Here is a 16,349-nt window from a genome sequence, read left to right as displayed (position 1 = left end):
CGGGGCGTGGGCCCGGGTCCCCCGGCCGGAAGTACCGTCCGGCCGAGAGGGGGGTTGTCAGGTGAGCAGGCTTCCCTGCAGTTCCGCGCGCAGGTCCGGGGTGAGGACGCTGCCCGCGCGGTCCACGAGGAGGGCCATCTCGTAGCCCACGAGGCCGATGTCGCACTCGGGGTGCGCGAGCACGGCCAGCGAGGACCCGTCGGAGACGGACATGAGGAACAGGAAGCCCCGGTCCATCTCGACCACGGTCTGGTTGACGGCGCCGCCCTCGAAGATGCGGGAGGCGCCCGCGGTCAGCGAGGTCAGTCCGGAGGCCACGGCCGCCAGCTGGTCGGCGCGGTCGCGGGGGAACCCTTCGGACATCGCCAGAAGGAGTCCGTCGGCGGAGACCACCACGGTGTGGGACACCCCGGGGGTGTTGTCCACGAAGTTGGTGATCAACCAGTTCAGGTTCTGTGCCGCCTGGCTCATCGAACTCAACTATCGCTCCTGCTGGTAAGTGGGGTCGATCTGGTAACTGCCGGTCGCCGGACCGCTGTTGCCGGCCTGACGGCCCTGCTGGATACCGCGTCGGAGGTTGGTCAGACGGCCGCGGACGTCATCCGGCGCCCGGGAGACCTGCGGACCGGGCTGCGCCTCGGCCTGCTGCTGCGCGGTGCCGGCCACGAGGTTCGCCCGCGGGACCCGGCGGGGCAGCCCCGAGGTCGTGATGCCGCCGGCGGCGGGCTGGCGCACGCGCTCGGCCTGCCGCATCAGCTCGTCGTTCGGCGAGGACCGCCAGCTGACGGTCGGCATGCTGCCGGTCGCCGTCGCGGCGGGCTCGGCCGCGGGCTCCTGGCCGCGCTGCGGCAGCGGCTGCTGCTGCGGGGCCGGGAACGCCGGAGCGGACTGCTGCGGCTGCTGGGGTACGGACGGCCCCTGCGCGGCGGGCTGCTGCCCCTCCTCGCGGAACCAGTTCGACTCCAGTGTGTCGAAGATCGGACTGCGGCCGTCACCGGCGTTCCGGGCCGGGGGCAGGGCCTCCGGCCGGTGGGCCTGCGGCAGCCGGGGCGCCTCGGGCCGGGAGGCCGGCGGTACGGGCGCGTACCCGCCGCCGGGCCGGCCGCCCTGGGGCTGCTGCGGCGCCTGGGCGAATCCGCCGACTCCCGGGCCGCCGGGCCGCTGGGCCTGGGTACCGGGCCGGGCGAACTGCCCCGTCGAGGACGGGTCTGCGGGGCCGCGCAGCTCGGGACGCTCGAACTGGCCCGTGGCGGACGGGTTCACGGAACCCCGTACGTCGGGACGCTCGAACTGCCCGGTGGTGCTGTTGCCGCCGTCCGCCTGGGGCGCGGGGGCGTTGAAGTCGGGGCGGGCGAACTCGGCGGTCGAACCGGGGCCCGACAGCTCGTCGTGGCCGCGGGCCTGGTCGGCACCCCAGCTGGTGGCCTGCGGACCGGGGAGCTCCGGACGCGCGGCGCCACCTCGCGGCGGCAGCTGCGGCCGGGCGCCGCGCGGCGCGGGAGCCTGGCCCTGTCCCGGAGCCTGGCCCTGTCCCGGACCTTGGCCCTGTCCCGGACCCTGGGCCGGCGCGGGGGCGGCCGGCTGCTGGTGCTGCGACGGCTGGTGCTGCGGCTGCTGGTTCTGCTGAGGGCGTTCGAAGCCGCTGCCCTGCGGGAATCCGGCGGGGCCGGCTGCCGGAGGAGCCCCCGTCGGCCGGGCCTGCGGACCGCGGGCCGCCAGCGGCGCACCGGCGCCGAAGGCGCCCTGGCCCTGGCCGGAGGTGGTCGCACCCTGCTGCGGGCGGCCGCCGGAAGCACCCGGACCGCCCTGCGGGCCGGGCCGTCCGCCCTGCGGGCCGGTGGAACCGTCGCGCCCCGGCAGAGCGGTGCGCTGGTTGCCCGAGGGGACCTGGCCGCGCTGCGGGGCGCCGCCGACGGACGGACGGGCGCCCGCACCGGCCACGGAACCCTGGGCCCCCGGGGCGCCCTGGGCGCCGCCGGCCTGGCCCGGCATCGGGGCCGGCTTCTTGCCGCCCTGGGCGACGTCGACCGGGAGCATGACGAGCGCCGTCGTACCGCCGGAGTCGGACGGGCGCAGCTGGATGCGGATGCCGTGTCGCAGGGACAGGCGGCCGACCACGAACAGGCCCATGCGGCGGGAGACCGAGACGTCCACGGTCGGCGGAGCGGCGAGCCGCTCGTTGATCGCGGCGAGGTCCTCGGGGGAGAGGCCGATACCGGTGTCGTGGATCTCGACGAGCACCCGGCCGTCGGGCAGCGCGTGACCGGTCACCTTGACCTTGGTCTGCGGCGAGGAGAACGAGGTGGCGTTCTCCAGCAGCTCGGCGAGGAGGTGCACGAGGTCGTTGACGACGCGGCCGGCCACGTCGGTGCCGGGCACCGACGAGAGTTCGATGCGCTCGTACTGCTCCACCTCGGACGCGGCGGCACGGAGCACGTCGACGAGCGGGACGGGGCGGGTCCACCGGCGGCCCGGCTCCTCGCCCGCGAGGACGAGGAGGTTCTCGCCGTTACGGCGCATGCGGGTCGCGAGGTGGTCGAGCTTGAAGAGCGAGGACAGCTGGTCCGGGTCGGCCTCGCGCGACTCCAGCTCGGAGATGAGTGAGAGCTGGCGCTGGATGAGGCCCTGCGAACGGCGCGAGAGGTTGGTGAACATCGCGTTGACGTTGCCTCGCAGGAGGGCCTGCTCGGCGGCGAGGCGGACGGCCTCGCGGTGCACGTCGTCGAAGGCCGCGGCGACCTGGCCGATCTCGTCGCGGGTGTGCAGGCCGACCGACTCCACGGATGTGTCGACGTCCTGCGGGTCGGACTCCGACAGCTGCTTGACGAGCTCCGGCAGACGGTCCTGGGCGACCCGGGTCGCGGTGTCCTGCAGGCGGCGCAGCGAGCGGATCATCGAGCGCGCCATGACGAATGCGCCGACGAGCGAGACACCGAGGACGAGGAGGATCAGCGCACCGTTGATGATGGCGTCCTGCTGCGACTCGTTCTTGAGCTCGCGGGCCTTCTGCTCCATGTCCTCAAGCAGGGTCAGCTCGATGACCTTCATCGCCTGGAGCTTGTTGTCGTCGGAGTCGTACCAGTCCATCCAGGACCGGTTCTTCTCCTTGGCGAACTGGTCCTTGGTGCTCAGCACGCGGCGCGCGTAGTGGTCGGCGCTGGCGATCTCGGTGTTGCCGTCGCCGAGCGCGGCGAGGAGCTCCTCGGGCCGACCCTGGTAGACGAGCGTGAAGGTGGTCTTCGCCTGGCTCTCGCCCTTGAGGGCGGAGAGGGCGTAGAGCCGGTCGTTCTCCTTCAGCTCGCCCTGCTCGGCATTGCTGCTGGGGAGCGAGGCGGCGATGATCGCGCGCTGGATCGAGGCGTACTCCTTGGCGGAGGAGAACGCCGCCAGGGCACGGGTGCGCTTGATCATCTCGGGGCTGGAGGTGGCCTGGGCCATGTCCTGCGACAGCGAGAGCAGCGAGACGATCAGCGCGTTGTACTCGGTGACGGTCTGCTGGGCGCCGTTGGCGTACGCCTTGCGCCGGATTTCCTCGATGTTGGTGAGCTGGCGGCCGATCTGCAGGATGTTGTTGCGGATCGACTTGAGGGTCTCGTCCTTGTCGGTGACGCCGTCGACCCGGTCGGTCGCGGCGGCGAAGGACGTGGCGGCCGCGTCGGTCGTCGCGCGGACGCCGTCGACGGTGCTGTTGGGCTTGCCCGACTTGTCGATCGACAGCGGACCGGCGGACTTGTCGCGCTCCTCCTGGAGCGCGGCGGCCAGGTTGGTGGCCTGCCGGGTCATCGTCGTCAGCAGCTGCATGTGCTCCAGCTGCGCGATGTCGTTGAGCGAGTCGTTGATGCGGACGCCACCGAGCGTGGTGGCGGCGACGACCGGCAGGGTCAGCAGCGACACCAGTCGCGTGCTGATGCGCCAGTTCTGCATGGCCAGACGAGAACCGGGCCCGCTGGGGGCCTTCGGTATCGCCACGTCCTGCTGCTCGACCGAGCCGGCCTTGTCCTGGCCCTTGCCCTTGGCGGCCCTGCCGCGGCCCTTCGCCTTCAACGAGGCGGAGGAGTCCGGGCCCGCGCCCTCTACAGCCGGCCCGCGGTTCTGGGCGTGCTGGGGCGAGGAGCCACGGTCGGTCCCGCCGCGCGGCTCCTGCTCCGCCGCAGCGCTGCCATCCCTCTTGAATCGTCCCTGCACTAGCGTCGCAACCTCTGGACCAGGCGTCCCGCCGGGCGACCGGTGGGACGGTGTCGAGTCGTGGGGCGGAACGCCCCATGGTGGTCGTCGGTGACCGGCGCGTCTCCCTCTCCTTGCCGCCGCGCTCGGCGCTGTGTCGCGCCACCTGCGCGCCGGCTGTTTCCCGCGGCGGTCCCGCGAATTCCAGCACAGAGGCGGATCTCCAACAAGGTGCGCGTGTCGGCCCGCGAGGTCGGTCACGCGTCGTGACGGGAGGGCTACGCCATGTGGAGCGACTATGGGGAGAATTCGGACTTACGTCGACCAAACACTCGGTCCGGCAAGGTGTCCCAGTCGAGATGATCAGGAGCGGAATGGCTCATTCAGTGGCACAATGTCCGTTTTTTCGGGTCAGAACCACTGTCTGGTATGTCGGGATTGTCGGGTCACGGGTGAGCAAACTCACACAGCCATGGCCATTACTTCCCGGTTGAGTCGGGGATTCAGATGTTTAGCCTTTCCCTTTGCAGGGTTGGGCGTGCGACAACCGAGACCCACGAGACCGAACCGAGGACCGCAGACTCCGATGAAGACGACGACGATGTTCCGCAACATAGCCAACCCCCGCCGCACCACCCTCGTGCACCTCAAGGACGCGGAGGAGCTGCAGGCGCCCCTGGCCCCGGAACACTCCGTCGAGCTCCCGGCGCAGACGGCCAACCCGCGGCGCACGATCCTGATGGACGCGCCGCCGGCCGCCGCCGCGTCCTAGCGCAGCAGCGCGAAGCGTCCCCTCCCGCCGCGTTAGCCTGGAGCCCGCAGACTCCAGCCGGCGCAACCAGAGGGGCAGACGCAACACGTGCGCATCGCCAGGTTCTCGATCGACGGCAACGTCGCGTTCGGCGCGGTCGAGGGCAGCACCGCCCCCGGCGACGAATCGACGCTCGTCCTCGACATCATCAAGGGCATCCCGTTCGCGGACTTCGAGCTCAGCGGGACCAAGGTCCCGCTGAGCAAGGTCCGACTGCTGCCGCCCGTACTCCCGAACAAGGTCGTGGCCGTCGGCCGCAACTACGCGGAGCACGCGGCGGAGCTCGGCCAGGAGGTCCCCGGGACCCCGCTCACCTTCTTCAAACCCTCCACCTCGGTGGTCGGCCCCGGCGACCCGATCGCGTACCCCTCCTTCACCCAGGACCTCCAGCACGAGGCGGAGCTCGCCGTGGTGATCGGCCGCATGTGCCGCGAGGTCCCCAGGGAGCGCGTCAAGGACGTCGTCCTCGGCTACACCTGCGCCAACGACGTCACCGCCCGCGACGTCCAGCAGCGCGAGCAGCAGTGGGCCCGGGCCAAGGGCTTCGACAGCTCCTGCCCGCTCGGCCCCTGGATCGAGACCGAGCTGGACCCGAGCGACCTCGCCGTCCAGTGCACGGTCAACGGCGAGCAGCGCCAGCTCGGCCGCACCAGCGAGATGGTCCGCTCGATCGAGGACCTCATCGTCCACATCACCGAGGCCATGACGCTCCTCCCCGGCGACGTCATCCTCACGGGGACCCCGGCCGGAGTCGGCCCCCTGAACGTCGGCGACGAGGTCGCCGTCACCATCGAAGGCATCGGCACTCTCACCAACAAGGTGATCAAGCGTGGCTAACGCACCCGTCCGCGTCCGTTTCTGTCCCTCCCCGACCGGCAACCCCCACGTCGGCCTGGTCCGGACGGCCCTCTTCAACTGGGCGTTCGCCCGCCACCACGGCGGCACGTTCGTCTTCCGCATCGAGGACACCGACGCGGCCCGCGACTCCGAGGAGTCGTACGACCAGCTGCTCGACTCGCTGCGCTGGCTCGGCTTCACCTGGGACGAGGGCCCCGAGGTGGGCGGACCGCACGCCCCCTACCGCCAGTCCCAGCGCATGGACATCTACGCGGACGTCGCGCGCAAGCTCCAGGACGGCGGCCACGCGTACCGCTGCTACTGCACCACCGAGGAGCTCGACGCCCGCCGCGACGCCGCCCGCGCCGCCGGCAGGCCCTCCGGCTACGACGGCCACTGCCGCGACCTCGACGCCGAGCGCCGGAGCGCGTACGAGGCCGAGGGCCGCACCTCGATCGTCCGCTTCCGGATGCCCGACGAGACGATCACCTTCACCGACCTGGTGCGCGGCGAGCTGTCCTTCACGCCCGAGAACGTGCCGGACTTCGGCATCGTCCGGGCCAACGGCGCCCCGCTCTACACCCTGGTCAACCCGGTCGACGACGCGCTGATGGAGATCACCCACGTCCTGCGCGGCGAGGACCTGCTGTCCTCCACCCCGCGCCAGATCGCGCTGTACAAGGCGCTGATCGAGCTCGGCGTCGCCCGGGCGGTCCCGGAGTTCGGCCACCTGCCGTACGTCATGGGCGAGGGCAACAAGAAGCTGTCCAAGCGCGACCCCGAGTCCTCGCTCAACCTGTACCGCGAGCGGGGCTTCCTCCCCGAGGGCCTGCTGAACTACCTCTCGCTCCTGGGCTGGTCCTTCTCCAAGGACCAGGACATCTTCACCATCGAGGAGATGGTGGCGAAGTTCGACATCCCGGACGTGAACGCCAACCCCGCGCGGTTCGACCTGAAGAAGGCGGAGGCGATCAACGCCGACCACATCCGCCTCCTGGACCCGAAGGCCTTCGCGGACGCCTGCACCCCCTGGCTGCGGGCCCCGCACGCCAACTGGGCGCCGCAGGACTTCGACGCCGAGGCCTGGGCGGCCATCGCCCCGTACGCCCAGACGCGTGTGACGGTCCTCTCCGACATCACCGCCAACGTCGACTTCCTCTTCCTCAAAGAGCCCGTCGAGGACGAGGCCTCCTGGGCCAAGGCGATGAAGGGCGAGCCGGCCGCGCTGCTCACCACGGCCCGCGAGAACCTCGCGTCCGCCGACTGGTCGGACCCGGAGTCCCTCAAGCAGGCCGTCCTGACCGCCGGCGAGGCCCACGGCCTCAAGCTCGGCAAGGCCCAGGCCCCCGTCCGTGTCGCCGTCACCGGCCGCACGGTCGGCCTGCCGCTCTTCGAGTCCCTGCAGATCCTGGGCAAGGACAGGTCCCTGTCCCGCATCGACGCGGCCCTGGCCAAGCTCGCCGGCTGACCGCCGCTACGCCCCGTACGTCCCCCCGGGGGCGGCAGCCGCACCCGGCCGCCGCCCCCGGGGGGTTTCCCCCGCCGGCCCCTGCGCGCGGACGGGGCGGAGTAGGGTCGGGCCCATGCCGATCCGAGCCGTGCTGTGGGACGTCGACGACACCCTGTTCGACTACACCGGCGCGGACGCGGCCGGGCTCGCCCGCCAGCTGGACGCCACGGAGCCCAAGGACCGGTACGGCAGCCCCGAGCGGGCGCTGGCCGTGTGGCGGGAGCTCACCGACCGGCACTGGGCGCGCTTCGCCGAGGGCGCGGTCACCTTCCAGGGGCAGCGCAGGGACCGGGTCCGGGACTTCCTCGGCGCGCCGGGGATGAGCGGTGAGGCCGCCGACGCCTGGTTCGACCAGTACATCGCGCACTACAAGACCGCCTGGACCCTCTTTCCCGACGTGGTGCCCGCGCTGGACGCCCTCGCCGCCGGCTACCGGCACGGCGTGCTCTCCAACGCCTCCCTGGCCAACCAGGACCCCAAACTGCGCCACCTCGGCCTGCGGGACCGGTTCGAGGTGCTGGTCTGCGCCGTGGAGCTCGGGTTCAGCAAGCCCGACGCGGCTGCCTTCCTCGGTGCCTGCGAGGCCCTCGGGCTGCCGCCGGGGGAGGTGGCCTACGTGGGCGACCAGCCGGAGATCGACGCGCGCGGGGCCCGGGACGCGGGGCTGCTCGCGGTCTGGCTCGACCGGGACGGCGCCCGGGGGCCGGGACCCGACGGCGTGCACCGTATCGGGGGACTCGCCGGGCTTCCCGACCTGCTGGCCGGGGATACCCGTTTTGGAGCACGGTCAGGCATCCGGTAATGTTCTTTCTGCGCCACCGGAGCGGGCCGAAAGGCCGGACCGGAGCGCCACCAGAAAAGAAAAACCCCTCAGGGGTTGACTTTCGGTGGGGTATAGTGTAATTGGCAACACGAGGGTTTCTGGTTCCCTTATTCTAGGTTCGAGTCCTGGTACCCCAGCGCAGTGCAGTAGTAACGCAGTGCTTGCCCCCGTTGTGTAGCGGCCTAGCACGCCGCCCTCTCAAGGCGGTAGCGCCGGTTCGAATCCGGTCGGGGGTACAGATCCTTCCCGCGAGATCTCCAGGGTCGCACCCGGACGTCTTGATGCAGGATCGCTAGGGCCCCCGTTGTGTAGCGGCCTAGCACGCCGCCCTCTCAAGGCGGTAGCGCCGGTTCGAATCCGGTCGGGGGTACTGTTGGTCTGGTCTAGACCACTTTGGGCTATAGTGTAATTGGCAACACGAGGGTTTCTGGTTCCCTTATTCTAGGTTCGAGTCCTGGTAGCCCAGCGCAGTAACAGCAGCACCAGCAGGCCCCCGTTGTGTAGCGGCCTAGCACGCCGCCCTCTCAAGGCGGTAGCGCCGGTTCGAATCCGGTCGGGGGTACGCATCGAAGAGGCCCTCCGCGATCATCGCGGAGGGCCTCTTCGCGTTGCATATCGTCCGATTCCACCCGAAGCGCGACGTGGGAGTGAGAACATCATCGCCGGGACTCCGGGGAGGGGCGGATGATGAGCAACTTTCATGATGTTGCCAGGGTTCGGGCAACGGAGGCGCAGATCCTCAGGGACGCAGGGCAGGTGCTCGGTGCGATCTATCTAGCCGGCTACGTGGTGGAGTGCCGACTGAAACACTATCTGCACATGCGCGGAATCCGGTTTTCGCGCAGTGGCCGGGAGGGGCACAATCTGCGCGGCCTGTGGGCTTCTGCCTCCTTCCCGAACCCTCGCGGTCACGGCGAACTCTTCCTTTCCCACTGGGGCACGGAACTGCGCTACGAGGCTGAACTTCCCAAGGATGTTGATCCGGGAGACCTGCTGAAAGGTGGTACCGACCTGGCAGGCTGGGTCTCCACGCGGATTCGGGACGCAGGGTCGAAGGGGTCGGGCAGGGGCAGAGGGGTTCGGCGATGAAGGGGACGGCAGGCAGCATGTCAGACCGCGAAGCAGTTGAACGGATCGTACGGTCCGTTGAGGCCGAGGCGCCCGGAGCGCAGGTACAGGTGGTGTCGGACGCCGGCGGTTTCACTGTACGTGCCGTGTCGGAGGCTTTCGCGGCCTCGACAGGCGAGGAACGGCGGCAGCGGGTGATCGCGCACCTCGGCGAGGATGCCGCGGGGCGGGTTCACACGTGGGAACTGATCACGCCGGCGGAGACCGTCTGGTATGGCGAGCTGGCTTCGGAGCCCACCCGAGTGCCGGCGTGGTCTTCCGCACTGGAGCTGGTCGATGACAGTGAGCCGACAGAGATCACCTTTGCCAGCGACCTCGATGACGACCTTGAGTCCGCTCCGGTCGTCACGTTCTACAGCTTGAAAGGCGGTGTGGGCAGGAGCACGGCTCTGGTTGCTGCCGCTCGCCGGTTGACCGCGGAGCACGGCCTCACGGTCCTCTGTATCGATATGGATCTCGAAGCACCCGGGCTCGACTCTCTCTTCGGAATCGAGGACGAAGTCGGGACGGACCGCGGAGTCGTCTCTCTTCTGTTGCAGTACGAGTTCGAAGCAAGTCCGTCGATTCTTGAGCACGTGGTGCCCGTGGACGATGCAGGACGCCTCTTCTGCATCCCGGCCGGCAAGCTCGACGGCACCTATGCCACCCAGTTGCGTGCCCTGGAGCCGGAGATCTGGTACCGCGAGCGCGTCAATGCCCTGCACAAGCTCATCGACGACGCACGTGAGTCCAACCTGCGGCCGGACGTGATTCTGATCGACTCACGTACGGGTGTGAGTCCGGTTGCAGCGCCGCTGCTCTTCGACGTCTCCGACATGGCCGTCGTCTGCTTTCATCCACACGGTCAGGCCAAGCCGGGAACGGAGCTTCTGACCAAGGCGCTACTGCGGTCCACGACGCGGCGCGACGTTGGAGTCAGACTGACTCCGGAACCGCGTTTCGTTGTGTCCCCTATGCCGCCGGGGCTCAGCGCGTCCCGGTTGGCCGAACGGGCGAAGGGGTGGGTGGACGGCTGGGTGCAGCCATTCAGCTCGGCTCGGGTTGAAGCGTCGGCCCTGTCGGCGGAGGAGATCACTCACGTGGTGCCGTACAGCGCTGACGTCGCCTTTTCGGACACGGTGTCGACGGTGCAGGGGCAGCTGTCCCCTTACGCCAGGATTGCGGACTGGATCCTGCAGATCGTGCCGGAACCCAACGCAGAACCCTTGGCGCACAAGCGGACCTCCGAGAGCAAGAAGGCGGCGTTGCGTCAGCTCTCGTTCTCGACAGGTACGGCAGAGCTGCTTGAGCACGAGGACTTTCTGCTCGATTACGTGGTGACACGCCAGGTAAACGAGACAGCGGACCCTCACATCCCGCTCATCCTCGGGCGAAAGGGCACCGGCAAGACGGCCCTGTTCCGCTGGCTTGCAGCAGGTGGCTCCGACGGGTGGACTCCTATCCTGGCAACCACTCCGAACCAGTTCAGTGGTCGTCCCGACTGGTCCTTCGGGCCGGAGAACTACGATGCGATCGAGGGAGCCCTTGATGCGAAGGGGCTGGACTGGGGGGCGTTCTGGCAGGTTCTGGTAGCGCTGGCGATCTACCGGACTCATGCGCCGTCACAGGAACAAGGTGCGCCTCACCCGGCCATGCACGGCATCGACGTGGGTGACTTCGCAGCAACCCAGGCCATTGCGCAGGTCATCGCGGACCCCATGGGCCCGTTGCAGTGTGCTGACTGGCTCCGCAGGGTCGACGCTATGGGTGACAAGCTGCTGATCTTGTTCGATGGCCTGGACACTGCCTTCGGGCACTCGCCTGAGCAGCGGATCCGAAGGTCTGCCGCAATCGCGGGCCTCCTCACGAAGCAGGCCGACCTGGCACCTCGGCTCAAAGGGGTGCGCCTGAAGATTTTGGTCCGGCAAGACATCTGGCACGGCCTCCGTTTCGAGAACAAGAGCCACTTCTACGGTTTGTCGCGGCGACTGCAGTGGGAGGAGCGCGAGGAATATTTCAAGGTTGTCCTCAAGAGGGCGGTGAGGGCCCCAGCCTTCCGGGAGATCCTTGCCGCGACCGACGAACTCCTGCCAGCGACGGACGTAGCTTCCTGGAGCCCCGACCAGGTTGCTTCTGCCTGGGGTGCGCTGGTCGGAGAGCGAATGCGCGGTGAGCGTACGGCTTTCACCTCGAACTGGGTGTGGAACCGGTTGGCGGACGCCAATGGAGACCACTCTCCTAGAGCGCTGTTGCAGTTGTTCGCCGCAGCGTTGGAGTGGGAGAAGGACGAAGAAAGGCGTAGCGGATATGAACGGTCAGTGCTACGACCGCGAAGTCTCGCCCTGAGCCTTGAGCATGTGAGTGAACCGGCGCTCTCGGCGCTCCTGGACGAGGAGTTCCAGGAACTTCGCCAGGTGGCGGCTGCTCTCAGGGAGTATGGGCGTACTCCCGTGGGCGAGGACGCCCTGGAAGAGGCGCTGGGGGAGACACCCGAGGACCTCATCGGGCTTGCGCAGGAGGCCGGGCTGATCGCAGCCGTCGAGAGTGATGCCGCTACACGCTCGTTCCGAGTGCCTGACCTGTACCGCTGGGCACTGAGTGTGACCCGTCGGGGTCCGATGTAGGGGTACTCACGCCCCATGGGAAGGGGCCGCTAGCTGGACGTGTGCGGCGTCGGCAGGCGGCCCCTTCAGGGGTCTGTGGTGCTTTTGATTTGTCGGGGCCCGGGCCGGGTCAGCCCGAGCGGCGCAAGGCCTCCGTGAGGCGTGCGGCCGCGTCGATGACGGCCTGGGCGTGCATGCGGCCGGGGTGTCGCGTCAGCCGCTCGATCGGCCCGGAGACCGACACGGAGGCCACCACCCGGTTCGACGGCCCGCGCACCGGGGCCGATACGGAGGCCACGCCGGGCTCCCGCTCGCCGATCGACTGGGCCCAGCCCCGGCGCCGTACGCCCGAGAGAGCGGTCGCCGTGAAGCGCGCGCCCTGCAGGCCGCGGTGCAGCCGCTCGGGCTCCTCCCAGGCCATCAGGATCTGCGCGGCCGAGCCCGCCTTCATCGGGAGCGTGGAGCCGACCGGGACCGTGTCCCGCAGGCCCGACAGCCGCTCGGCCGCCGCCACGCAGATGCGCATGTCCCCCTGGCGGCGGTAGAGCTGCGCGCTCTCCCCCGTCACGTCGCGCAGGTGGGTGAGTACCGGTCCCGCCGTGGCCAGCAGGCGGTCCTCGCCGGCCGCGGCGGCGAGCTCCGCCAACCGCGGTCCGAGGATGAACCGGCCCTGCATGTCCCTCGCCACCATCCGGTGGTGTTCCAGTGCCACGGCGAGGCGATGTGCCGTGGGTCGTGCGAGCCCTGTCGCCGCGACCAGCCCGGCGAGGGTGGCCGGACCGGACTCCAGTGCGCTCAATACCAGAGCTGCCTTGTCGAGAACGCCGACGCCGCTAGAGTTGTCCATGAAACGATATTCGCGTCTCACACTGTGAAACGCAAGTTCAATTTTTCCAAGAACCAGCGAGTCTGTATGTGCGGGTCCACGAACCACTGGGTCCGAGCCGGTCGTCCCGCGCGTGGGGTACGGGCGACCAGGCGCAACAGATCTCTATGAAGCGCCGGCACAACCGGCCGGCCGGAGGGAAAGCGATGGGTAGGACACTCGCGGAGAAGGTCTGGGACGACCATGTCGTCCGGCGCGCCGAAGGCGAGCCCGACCTCCTCTTCATTGATCTGCACCTGCTGCACGAGGTGACCAGCCCGCAGGCCTTCGAGGGCCTGCGCCAGGCCGGCCGCAAGGTCCGACGCCTCGACCTCACCATCGCGACCGAGGACCACAACACCCCCACCATCGACATCGACAAGCCGATCGCGGACCCGGTCTCCCGGACCCAGCTGGAGACGCTGCGCAAGAACTGCGCCGAGTTCGGCGTACGCCTGCACTCGCTGGGCGACGTCGAGCAGGGTGTCGTCCACGTCGTGGGACCCCAGCTGGGCCTGACGCAGCCCGGCACCACCGTGGTCTGCGGCGACTCGCACACCTCCACGCACGGAGCCTTCGGCGCGCTGGCCTTCGGCATCGGCACCAGCCAGGTGGAGCACGTGCTGGCCACCCAGACGCTGCCGCTGGCCCGCCCCAAGACGATGGCGATCACCGTCACCGGCGCGCTGGCCGAGGGCGTCACCGCCAAGGACCTGATCCTGGCGATCATCGCCAGGATCGGCACCGGCGGCGGCCAGGGCTACATCCTGGAGTACCGCGGCGAGGCTGTCGAGAAGCTCTCGATGGAAGCGCGCATGACCATCTGCAACATGTCGATCGAGGCCGGAGCCCGGGCCGGCATGATCGCCCCCGACCGGACCACCTTCGACTACCTCAAGGGCCGCGACCACGCCCCCGAGGGCGCGGACTGGGACGCGGCGGTGGAGTACTGGAAGACCCTGCGCACCGACGAGGACGCGGTCTTCGACGCCGAGGTCGTCATCGACGGCACCACGCTGTCCCCGTTCGTCACCTGGGGCACCAACCCCGGGCAGGGCGCGCCGCTGTCGGCCAGCGTCCCCGACCCGGCTTCGTACGAGGACGCCTCGGAGCGCAACGCCGCCGAAAAGGCCCTGGAGTACATGGGGTTGACCGCCGGGCAGCCGCTGCGCGACATCAGGGTCGACACCGTCTTCGTAGGTTCCTGCACCAACGGCCGCATCGAGGACCTGCGCGCCGTCGCCGGGATCATCGAGGGCCGCAAAGTCGCCGACGGCGTACGGATGCTGGTCGTCCCGGGCTCGGTCCGGGTCGCGCTCCAGGCCGTCGAAGAGGGCCTGGACCAGGTCTTCAAGGAGGCCGGCGCCGAATGGCGGCACGCGGGCTGCTCGATGTGCCTGGGCATGAACCCCGACCAACTGGCTCCCGGTGAGCGCTCCGCGTCCACCTCCAACCGCAACTTCGAGGGCCGTCAGGGCAAGGGCGGACGGACCCACCTGGTCTCCCCGCAGGTGGCCGCGGCCACCGCGGTACTGGGCCATCTGGCCTCGCCCGCCGATCTGTCCGACGCCACCGCGACCGCCGGAGTCTGAACCATGGAAGCCTTCACCACCCACACCGGCCGGGCCGTCCCGCTGCGCCGCAGCAACGTCGACACCGACCAGATCATCCCGGCCCACTGGCTGAAGAAGATCACCCGTGACGGGTTCGAGGACGGGCTCTTCGAGGCCTGGCGCAAGGACCCGGAGTTCGTCACGAACCGCCCGGAGCGCGCGGGCGCGACCGTGCTGGTCGCCGGCCCCGACTTCGGCACCGGCTCGTCCCGCGAGCACGCCGTCTGGGCCCTGCAGAACTTCGGCTTCAAGGCGGTCATCTCCTCCCGCTTCGCCGACATCTTCCGCGGGAACTCGCTCAAGAACGGCCTGCTGACGGTCGTGCTCCCGCAGGAGACCGTCGAGCGGCTGTGGCAGCTGACCGAGGCGGACCCCACCGCCGAGATCACCGTCGACCTCGTCGACCGACAGGTGCGAGCCGAGGGCGTCGAGGCGGAGTTCGAGCTCGACGACAACGCCCGCTGGCGCCTGCTGGAGGGTCTGGACGACATCTCCCTCACCCTTCAGAACGAAGCCGACATCGCCACGTACGAAAGCGGCCGGCCGGCCCACAAGCCGCGTACGATTCGGGCTTGATTCCCGTCTGATCAGCCCTTATTCAGCCACCGCGATCACATAGGCAACACGGTGCCCCCCACCCTCCGGTGGGGGGCACAGCCGTTTGTTGAGGCCCCGTGAGGCGACAACTCGCCCCAGATGGCACAATCTGTGCATGGAACGCGACAGTCAACTCAAGCTCTACGAGCTCGTCGCGGACCGGCTGAAAGAAGCGCACGCAAGGGTGCGCTCACTGCAAGTCCCGGAGGGCGTAAGGATGGCGCTGTCCCGGAAGCTGTTGGTCGTCACGGCTGCGGCGAAGCACGATCTCGCCGATGCGGCAAGGCGCCTGGACAGGTTGATGAAGGACCTCGACGAGGGTCGATTCCCTGAAGGCGACTGATGCGAAGGAACTCCGTAACGGCCTACAGCGTTGCGGCACTAGGGTGATTAGCCCGTTTCGTGTTTGATTTGCGGTATATATCCGCCTAACGTGCGAAATAAGCTTGAACACATTCGTTCTGGCGAAGTCTCCGAAGGGGAAGACGTGAACAAGGCGCAGCTCGTAGAAGCGATTGCCGACAAGCTGGGCGGTCGCCAGCAGGCCGCGGACGCCGTCGACGCGGTACTGGACGCGATCGTCCGCGCTACCGTCGGGGGCGACCGGGTCTCGGTCACGGGCTTCGGCTCGTTCGAGAAGGTCGACCGTCCGGCCCGTTACGCCCGGAACCCGCAGACGGGTGAGCGCGTCCGGGTCAAGAAGACCTCCGTGCCCCGTTTCCGCGCCGGCCAGGGCTTCAAGGACCTGGTCAGCGGCACCAAGAAGCTGCCCAAGGGCGGCGAGGTGTCGGTGAAGAAGGCGCCCAAGGGCAGCCTCACCGGTGGTGCCTCCGCGACGGTGAAGAAGGCCGCCGCGAAGAAGGCGACGACCGCCAAGAAGGCCGCGGCGAAGACCGCGGTCGCGAAGAAGACCACCGCCAAGAAGACCACCGCGACCGCCAAGAAGGCGGCGGTGAAGAGCACGGCCACCGCGAAGAAGGCGACCGCCACGGCGAAGAAGACCACCGCCACCGCGAAGAAGACCACTCCGGCGGCGAAGAAGACCACCGCCACCGCGAAGAAGACCGCCCCGGCGGCGAAGAAGACCACCGCCGCGACGAAGGCGCCCGCCAAGAAGACCGCGACGCGCAAGGCCACCGCGAAGAAGACCACCGCCCGCAGCAAGTAGGGCACGAGTCGCACACGCCGGGCCGGTTTCCCCTGTCGGCGGGGGAACCGGCCCGCGGTGCTGCCCCCGAGGTCCCGCCGGGCCGCCGGGCGCAGGTCAAGGAGCCGGAAGGCCGGGAGGCCGGGAGGCCGGGAGGTCAGAAGGTCTGGAGCGTGACCAGGGTGATCCGCAGGCCGGCGCCCTCGCCGTCCGTCTCGATCCGCACCCGCTGCCCGGGCCGCAGCAGCCGCAGGCCCCCCGCGTCGAAGGCC

The 16,349-nt window shown here is 69.5% G+C and carries 13 protein-coding genes and 5 tRNA genes; 15 read left to right on the top strand and 3 right to left on the bottom strand.

The features are described from left to right. Positions 1-57: 57 nt before the first annotated feature. Both ACFWUQ_RS15345 and ACFWUQ_RS15340 read right to left on the bottom strand, forming a co-directional pair. On the bottom strand, positions 58-471 hold the full coding sequence (locus ACFWUQ_RS15345; protein WP_069922098.1) for a roadblock/LC7 domain-containing protein: 414 nt from the start codon (positions 469-471) through the stop codon (positions 58-60). A 9-nt stretch (positions 472-480) separates the two neighbouring features. Then, positions 481-4,185 (bottom strand): nitrate- and nitrite sensing domain-containing protein, encoded by a 3,705-nt coding sequence (locus ACFWUQ_RS15340; RefSeq protein ID WP_384537958.1) that lies wholly within the window; start codon positions 4,183-4,185, stop codon positions 481-483. A 565-nt stretch (positions 4,186-4,750) separates the two neighbouring features. Between ACFWUQ_RS15340 and ACFWUQ_RS15335 the strand changes: the two genes are divergently transcribed. The 11 genes from ACFWUQ_RS15335 (at position 4,751) to ACFWUQ_RS15285 (ending at position 11,876) form a co-directional block, all read left to right on the top strand. Next, positions 4,751-4,936 (top strand): hypothetical protein, encoded by a 186-nt coding sequence (locus ACFWUQ_RS15335; protein WP_384537955.1) that lies wholly within the window; start codon positions 4,751-4,753, stop codon positions 4,934-4,936. Between the two features lie 87 nt (positions 4,937-5,023). Then, on the top strand, positions 5,024-5,812 hold the full coding sequence (locus ACFWUQ_RS15330) for a fumarylacetoacetate hydrolase family protein (RefSeq protein ID WP_384537952.1): 789 nt from the start codon (positions 5,024-5,026) through the stop codon (positions 5,810-5,812). Then, the gene (gene gltX / locus ACFWUQ_RS15325; RefSeq protein WP_384537949.1) at positions 5,805-7,280 is read left to right on the top strand and encodes a glutamate--tRNA ligase; all 1,476 of its coding nucleotides are present in this window, start codon (positions 5,805-5,807) and stop codon (positions 7,278-7,280) included. The genes ACFWUQ_RS15330 and gltX overlap by 8 nt, the downstream gene beginning before the upstream one ends. Positions 7,281-7,395: 115 nt before the next feature. Further along, positions 7,396-8,124, top strand: a complete 729-nt coding sequence (locus tag ACFWUQ_RS15320) for an HAD family hydrolase (protein ID WP_384537948.1) — start codon at positions 7,396-7,398, stop codon at positions 8,122-8,124. An 86-nt stretch (positions 8,125-8,210) separates the two neighbouring features. Next, positions 8,211-8,282: transfer RNA gene (locus tag ACFWUQ_RS15315), tRNA-Gln, on the top strand. Between the two features lie 26 nt (positions 8,283-8,308). Further along, positions 8,309-8,381, top strand: a tRNA-Glu gene (locus ACFWUQ_RS15310). Positions 8,382-8,442: 61 nt separating this feature from the next. Beyond that, positions 8,443-8,515, top strand: a tRNA-Glu gene (locus tag ACFWUQ_RS15305). A 24-nt stretch (positions 8,516-8,539) separates the two neighbouring features. After that, positions 8,540-8,611, top strand: a tRNA-Gln gene (locus tag ACFWUQ_RS15300). 23 nt (positions 8,612-8,634) lie between these two features. Beyond that, positions 8,635-8,707: transfer RNA gene (locus ACFWUQ_RS15295), tRNA-Glu, on the top strand. Between the two features lie 122 nt (positions 8,708-8,829). Then, positions 8,830-9,234, top strand: coding sequence for a hypothetical protein (locus ACFWUQ_RS15290; RefSeq protein WP_384537945.1), 405 nt, complete (start codon positions 8,830-8,832; stop codon positions 9,232-9,234). Between the two features lie 17 nt (positions 9,235-9,251). Further along, positions 9,252-11,876 carry a KGGVGR-motif variant AAA ATPase gene (locus tag ACFWUQ_RS15285; protein WP_384537942.1) on the top strand — a complete coding sequence of 875 codons (2,625 nt, stop codon included), beginning with the start codon at positions 9,252-9,254 and terminating at the stop codon, positions 11,874-11,876. A 109-nt stretch (positions 11,877-11,985) separates the two neighbouring features. Here the strand turns inward: ACFWUQ_RS15285 and ndgR are convergent, their stop codons facing one another. Continuing rightward, positions 11,986-12,702 carry an IclR family transcriptional regulator NdgR gene (gene ndgR / locus ACFWUQ_RS15280; protein WP_007266782.1) on the bottom strand — a complete coding sequence of 239 codons (717 nt, stop codon included), beginning with the start codon at positions 12,700-12,702 and terminating at the stop codon, positions 11,986-11,988. Between the two features lie 185 nt (positions 12,703-12,887). Between ndgR and leuC the strand changes: the two genes are divergently transcribed. From leuC to ACFWUQ_RS15260, 4 genes are all read left to right on the top strand, one after another. Continuing rightward, positions 12,888-14,312 carry a 3-isopropylmalate dehydratase large subunit gene (leuC, locus tag ACFWUQ_RS15275; RefSeq protein ID WP_384537940.1) on the top strand — a complete coding sequence of 475 codons (1,425 nt, stop codon included), beginning with the start codon at positions 12,888-12,890 and terminating at the stop codon, positions 14,310-14,312. Positions 14,313-14,315: 3 nt separating this feature from the next. Continuing rightward, positions 14,316-14,909, top strand: coding sequence for a 3-isopropylmalate dehydratase small subunit (gene leuD / locus ACFWUQ_RS15270; RefSeq protein WP_384537937.1), 594 nt, complete (start codon positions 14,316-14,318; stop codon positions 14,907-14,909). 136 nt (positions 14,910-15,045) lie between these two features. Beyond that, positions 15,046-15,273 (top strand): hypothetical protein, encoded by a 228-nt coding sequence (locus ACFWUQ_RS15265; protein ID WP_384537935.1) that lies wholly within the window; start codon positions 15,046-15,048, stop codon positions 15,271-15,273. Positions 15,274-15,417: 144 nt separating this feature from the next. Next, a complete protein-coding gene (locus tag ACFWUQ_RS15260; protein WP_384537932.1) occupies positions 15,418-16,098 on the top strand; it encodes an HU family DNA-binding protein in 681 nt (226 codons plus the stop codon). Positions 16,099-16,349 lie beyond the last annotated feature (251 nt).

The sequence above is a fragment of the Streptomyces sp. NPDC058662 genome, assembly GCF_042716255.1.
In the GTDB taxonomy this organism is placed as follows: domain Bacteria; phylum Actinomycetota; class Actinomycetes; order Streptomycetales; family Streptomycetaceae; genus Streptomyces.
Note: the sequence above shows the minus strand (reverse complement) of the source record. Positions and strands in the feature narration are given on the sequence as shown.

Excerpts from the sequence above, each read along its gene's own strand:
- ACFWUQ_RS15345 (WP_069922098.1), bottom strand. The coding sequence starts at position 471 with ATGAGCCAGGCGGCACAGAACCTGAACTGGTTGATCACCAACTTCGTG.
- ACFWUQ_RS15335 (WP_384537955.1), top strand. The coding sequence starts at position 4,751 with ATGAAGACGACGACGATGTTCCGCAACATAGCCAACCCCCGCCGCACC.
- ACFWUQ_RS15320 (WP_384537948.1), top strand. The coding sequence starts at position 7,396 with ATGCCGATCCGAGCCGTGCTGTGGGACGTCGACGACACCCTGTTCGAC.
- ACFWUQ_RS15290 (WP_384537945.1), top strand. The coding sequence starts at position 8,830 with ATGATGAGCAACTTTCATGATGTTGCCAGGGTTCGGGCAACGGAGGCG.
- ACFWUQ_RS15285 (WP_384537942.1), top strand. The coding sequence starts at position 9,252 with ATGTCAGACCGCGAAGCAGTTGAACGGATCGTACGGTCCGTTGAGGCC.
- ndgR (WP_007266782.1), bottom strand. The coding sequence starts at position 12,702 with ATGGACAACTCTAGCGGCGTCGGCGTTCTCGACAAGGCAGCTCTGGTA.
- leuC (WP_384537940.1), top strand. The coding sequence starts at position 12,888 with ATGGGTAGGACACTCGCGGAGAAGGTCTGGGACGACCATGTCGTCCGG.
- leuD (WP_384537937.1), top strand. The coding sequence starts at position 14,316 with ATGGAAGCCTTCACCACCCACACCGGCCGGGCCGTCCCGCTGCGCCGC.
- ACFWUQ_RS15265 (WP_384537935.1), top strand. The coding sequence starts at position 15,046 with ATGGAACGCGACAGTCAACTCAAGCTCTACGAGCTCGTCGCGGACCGG.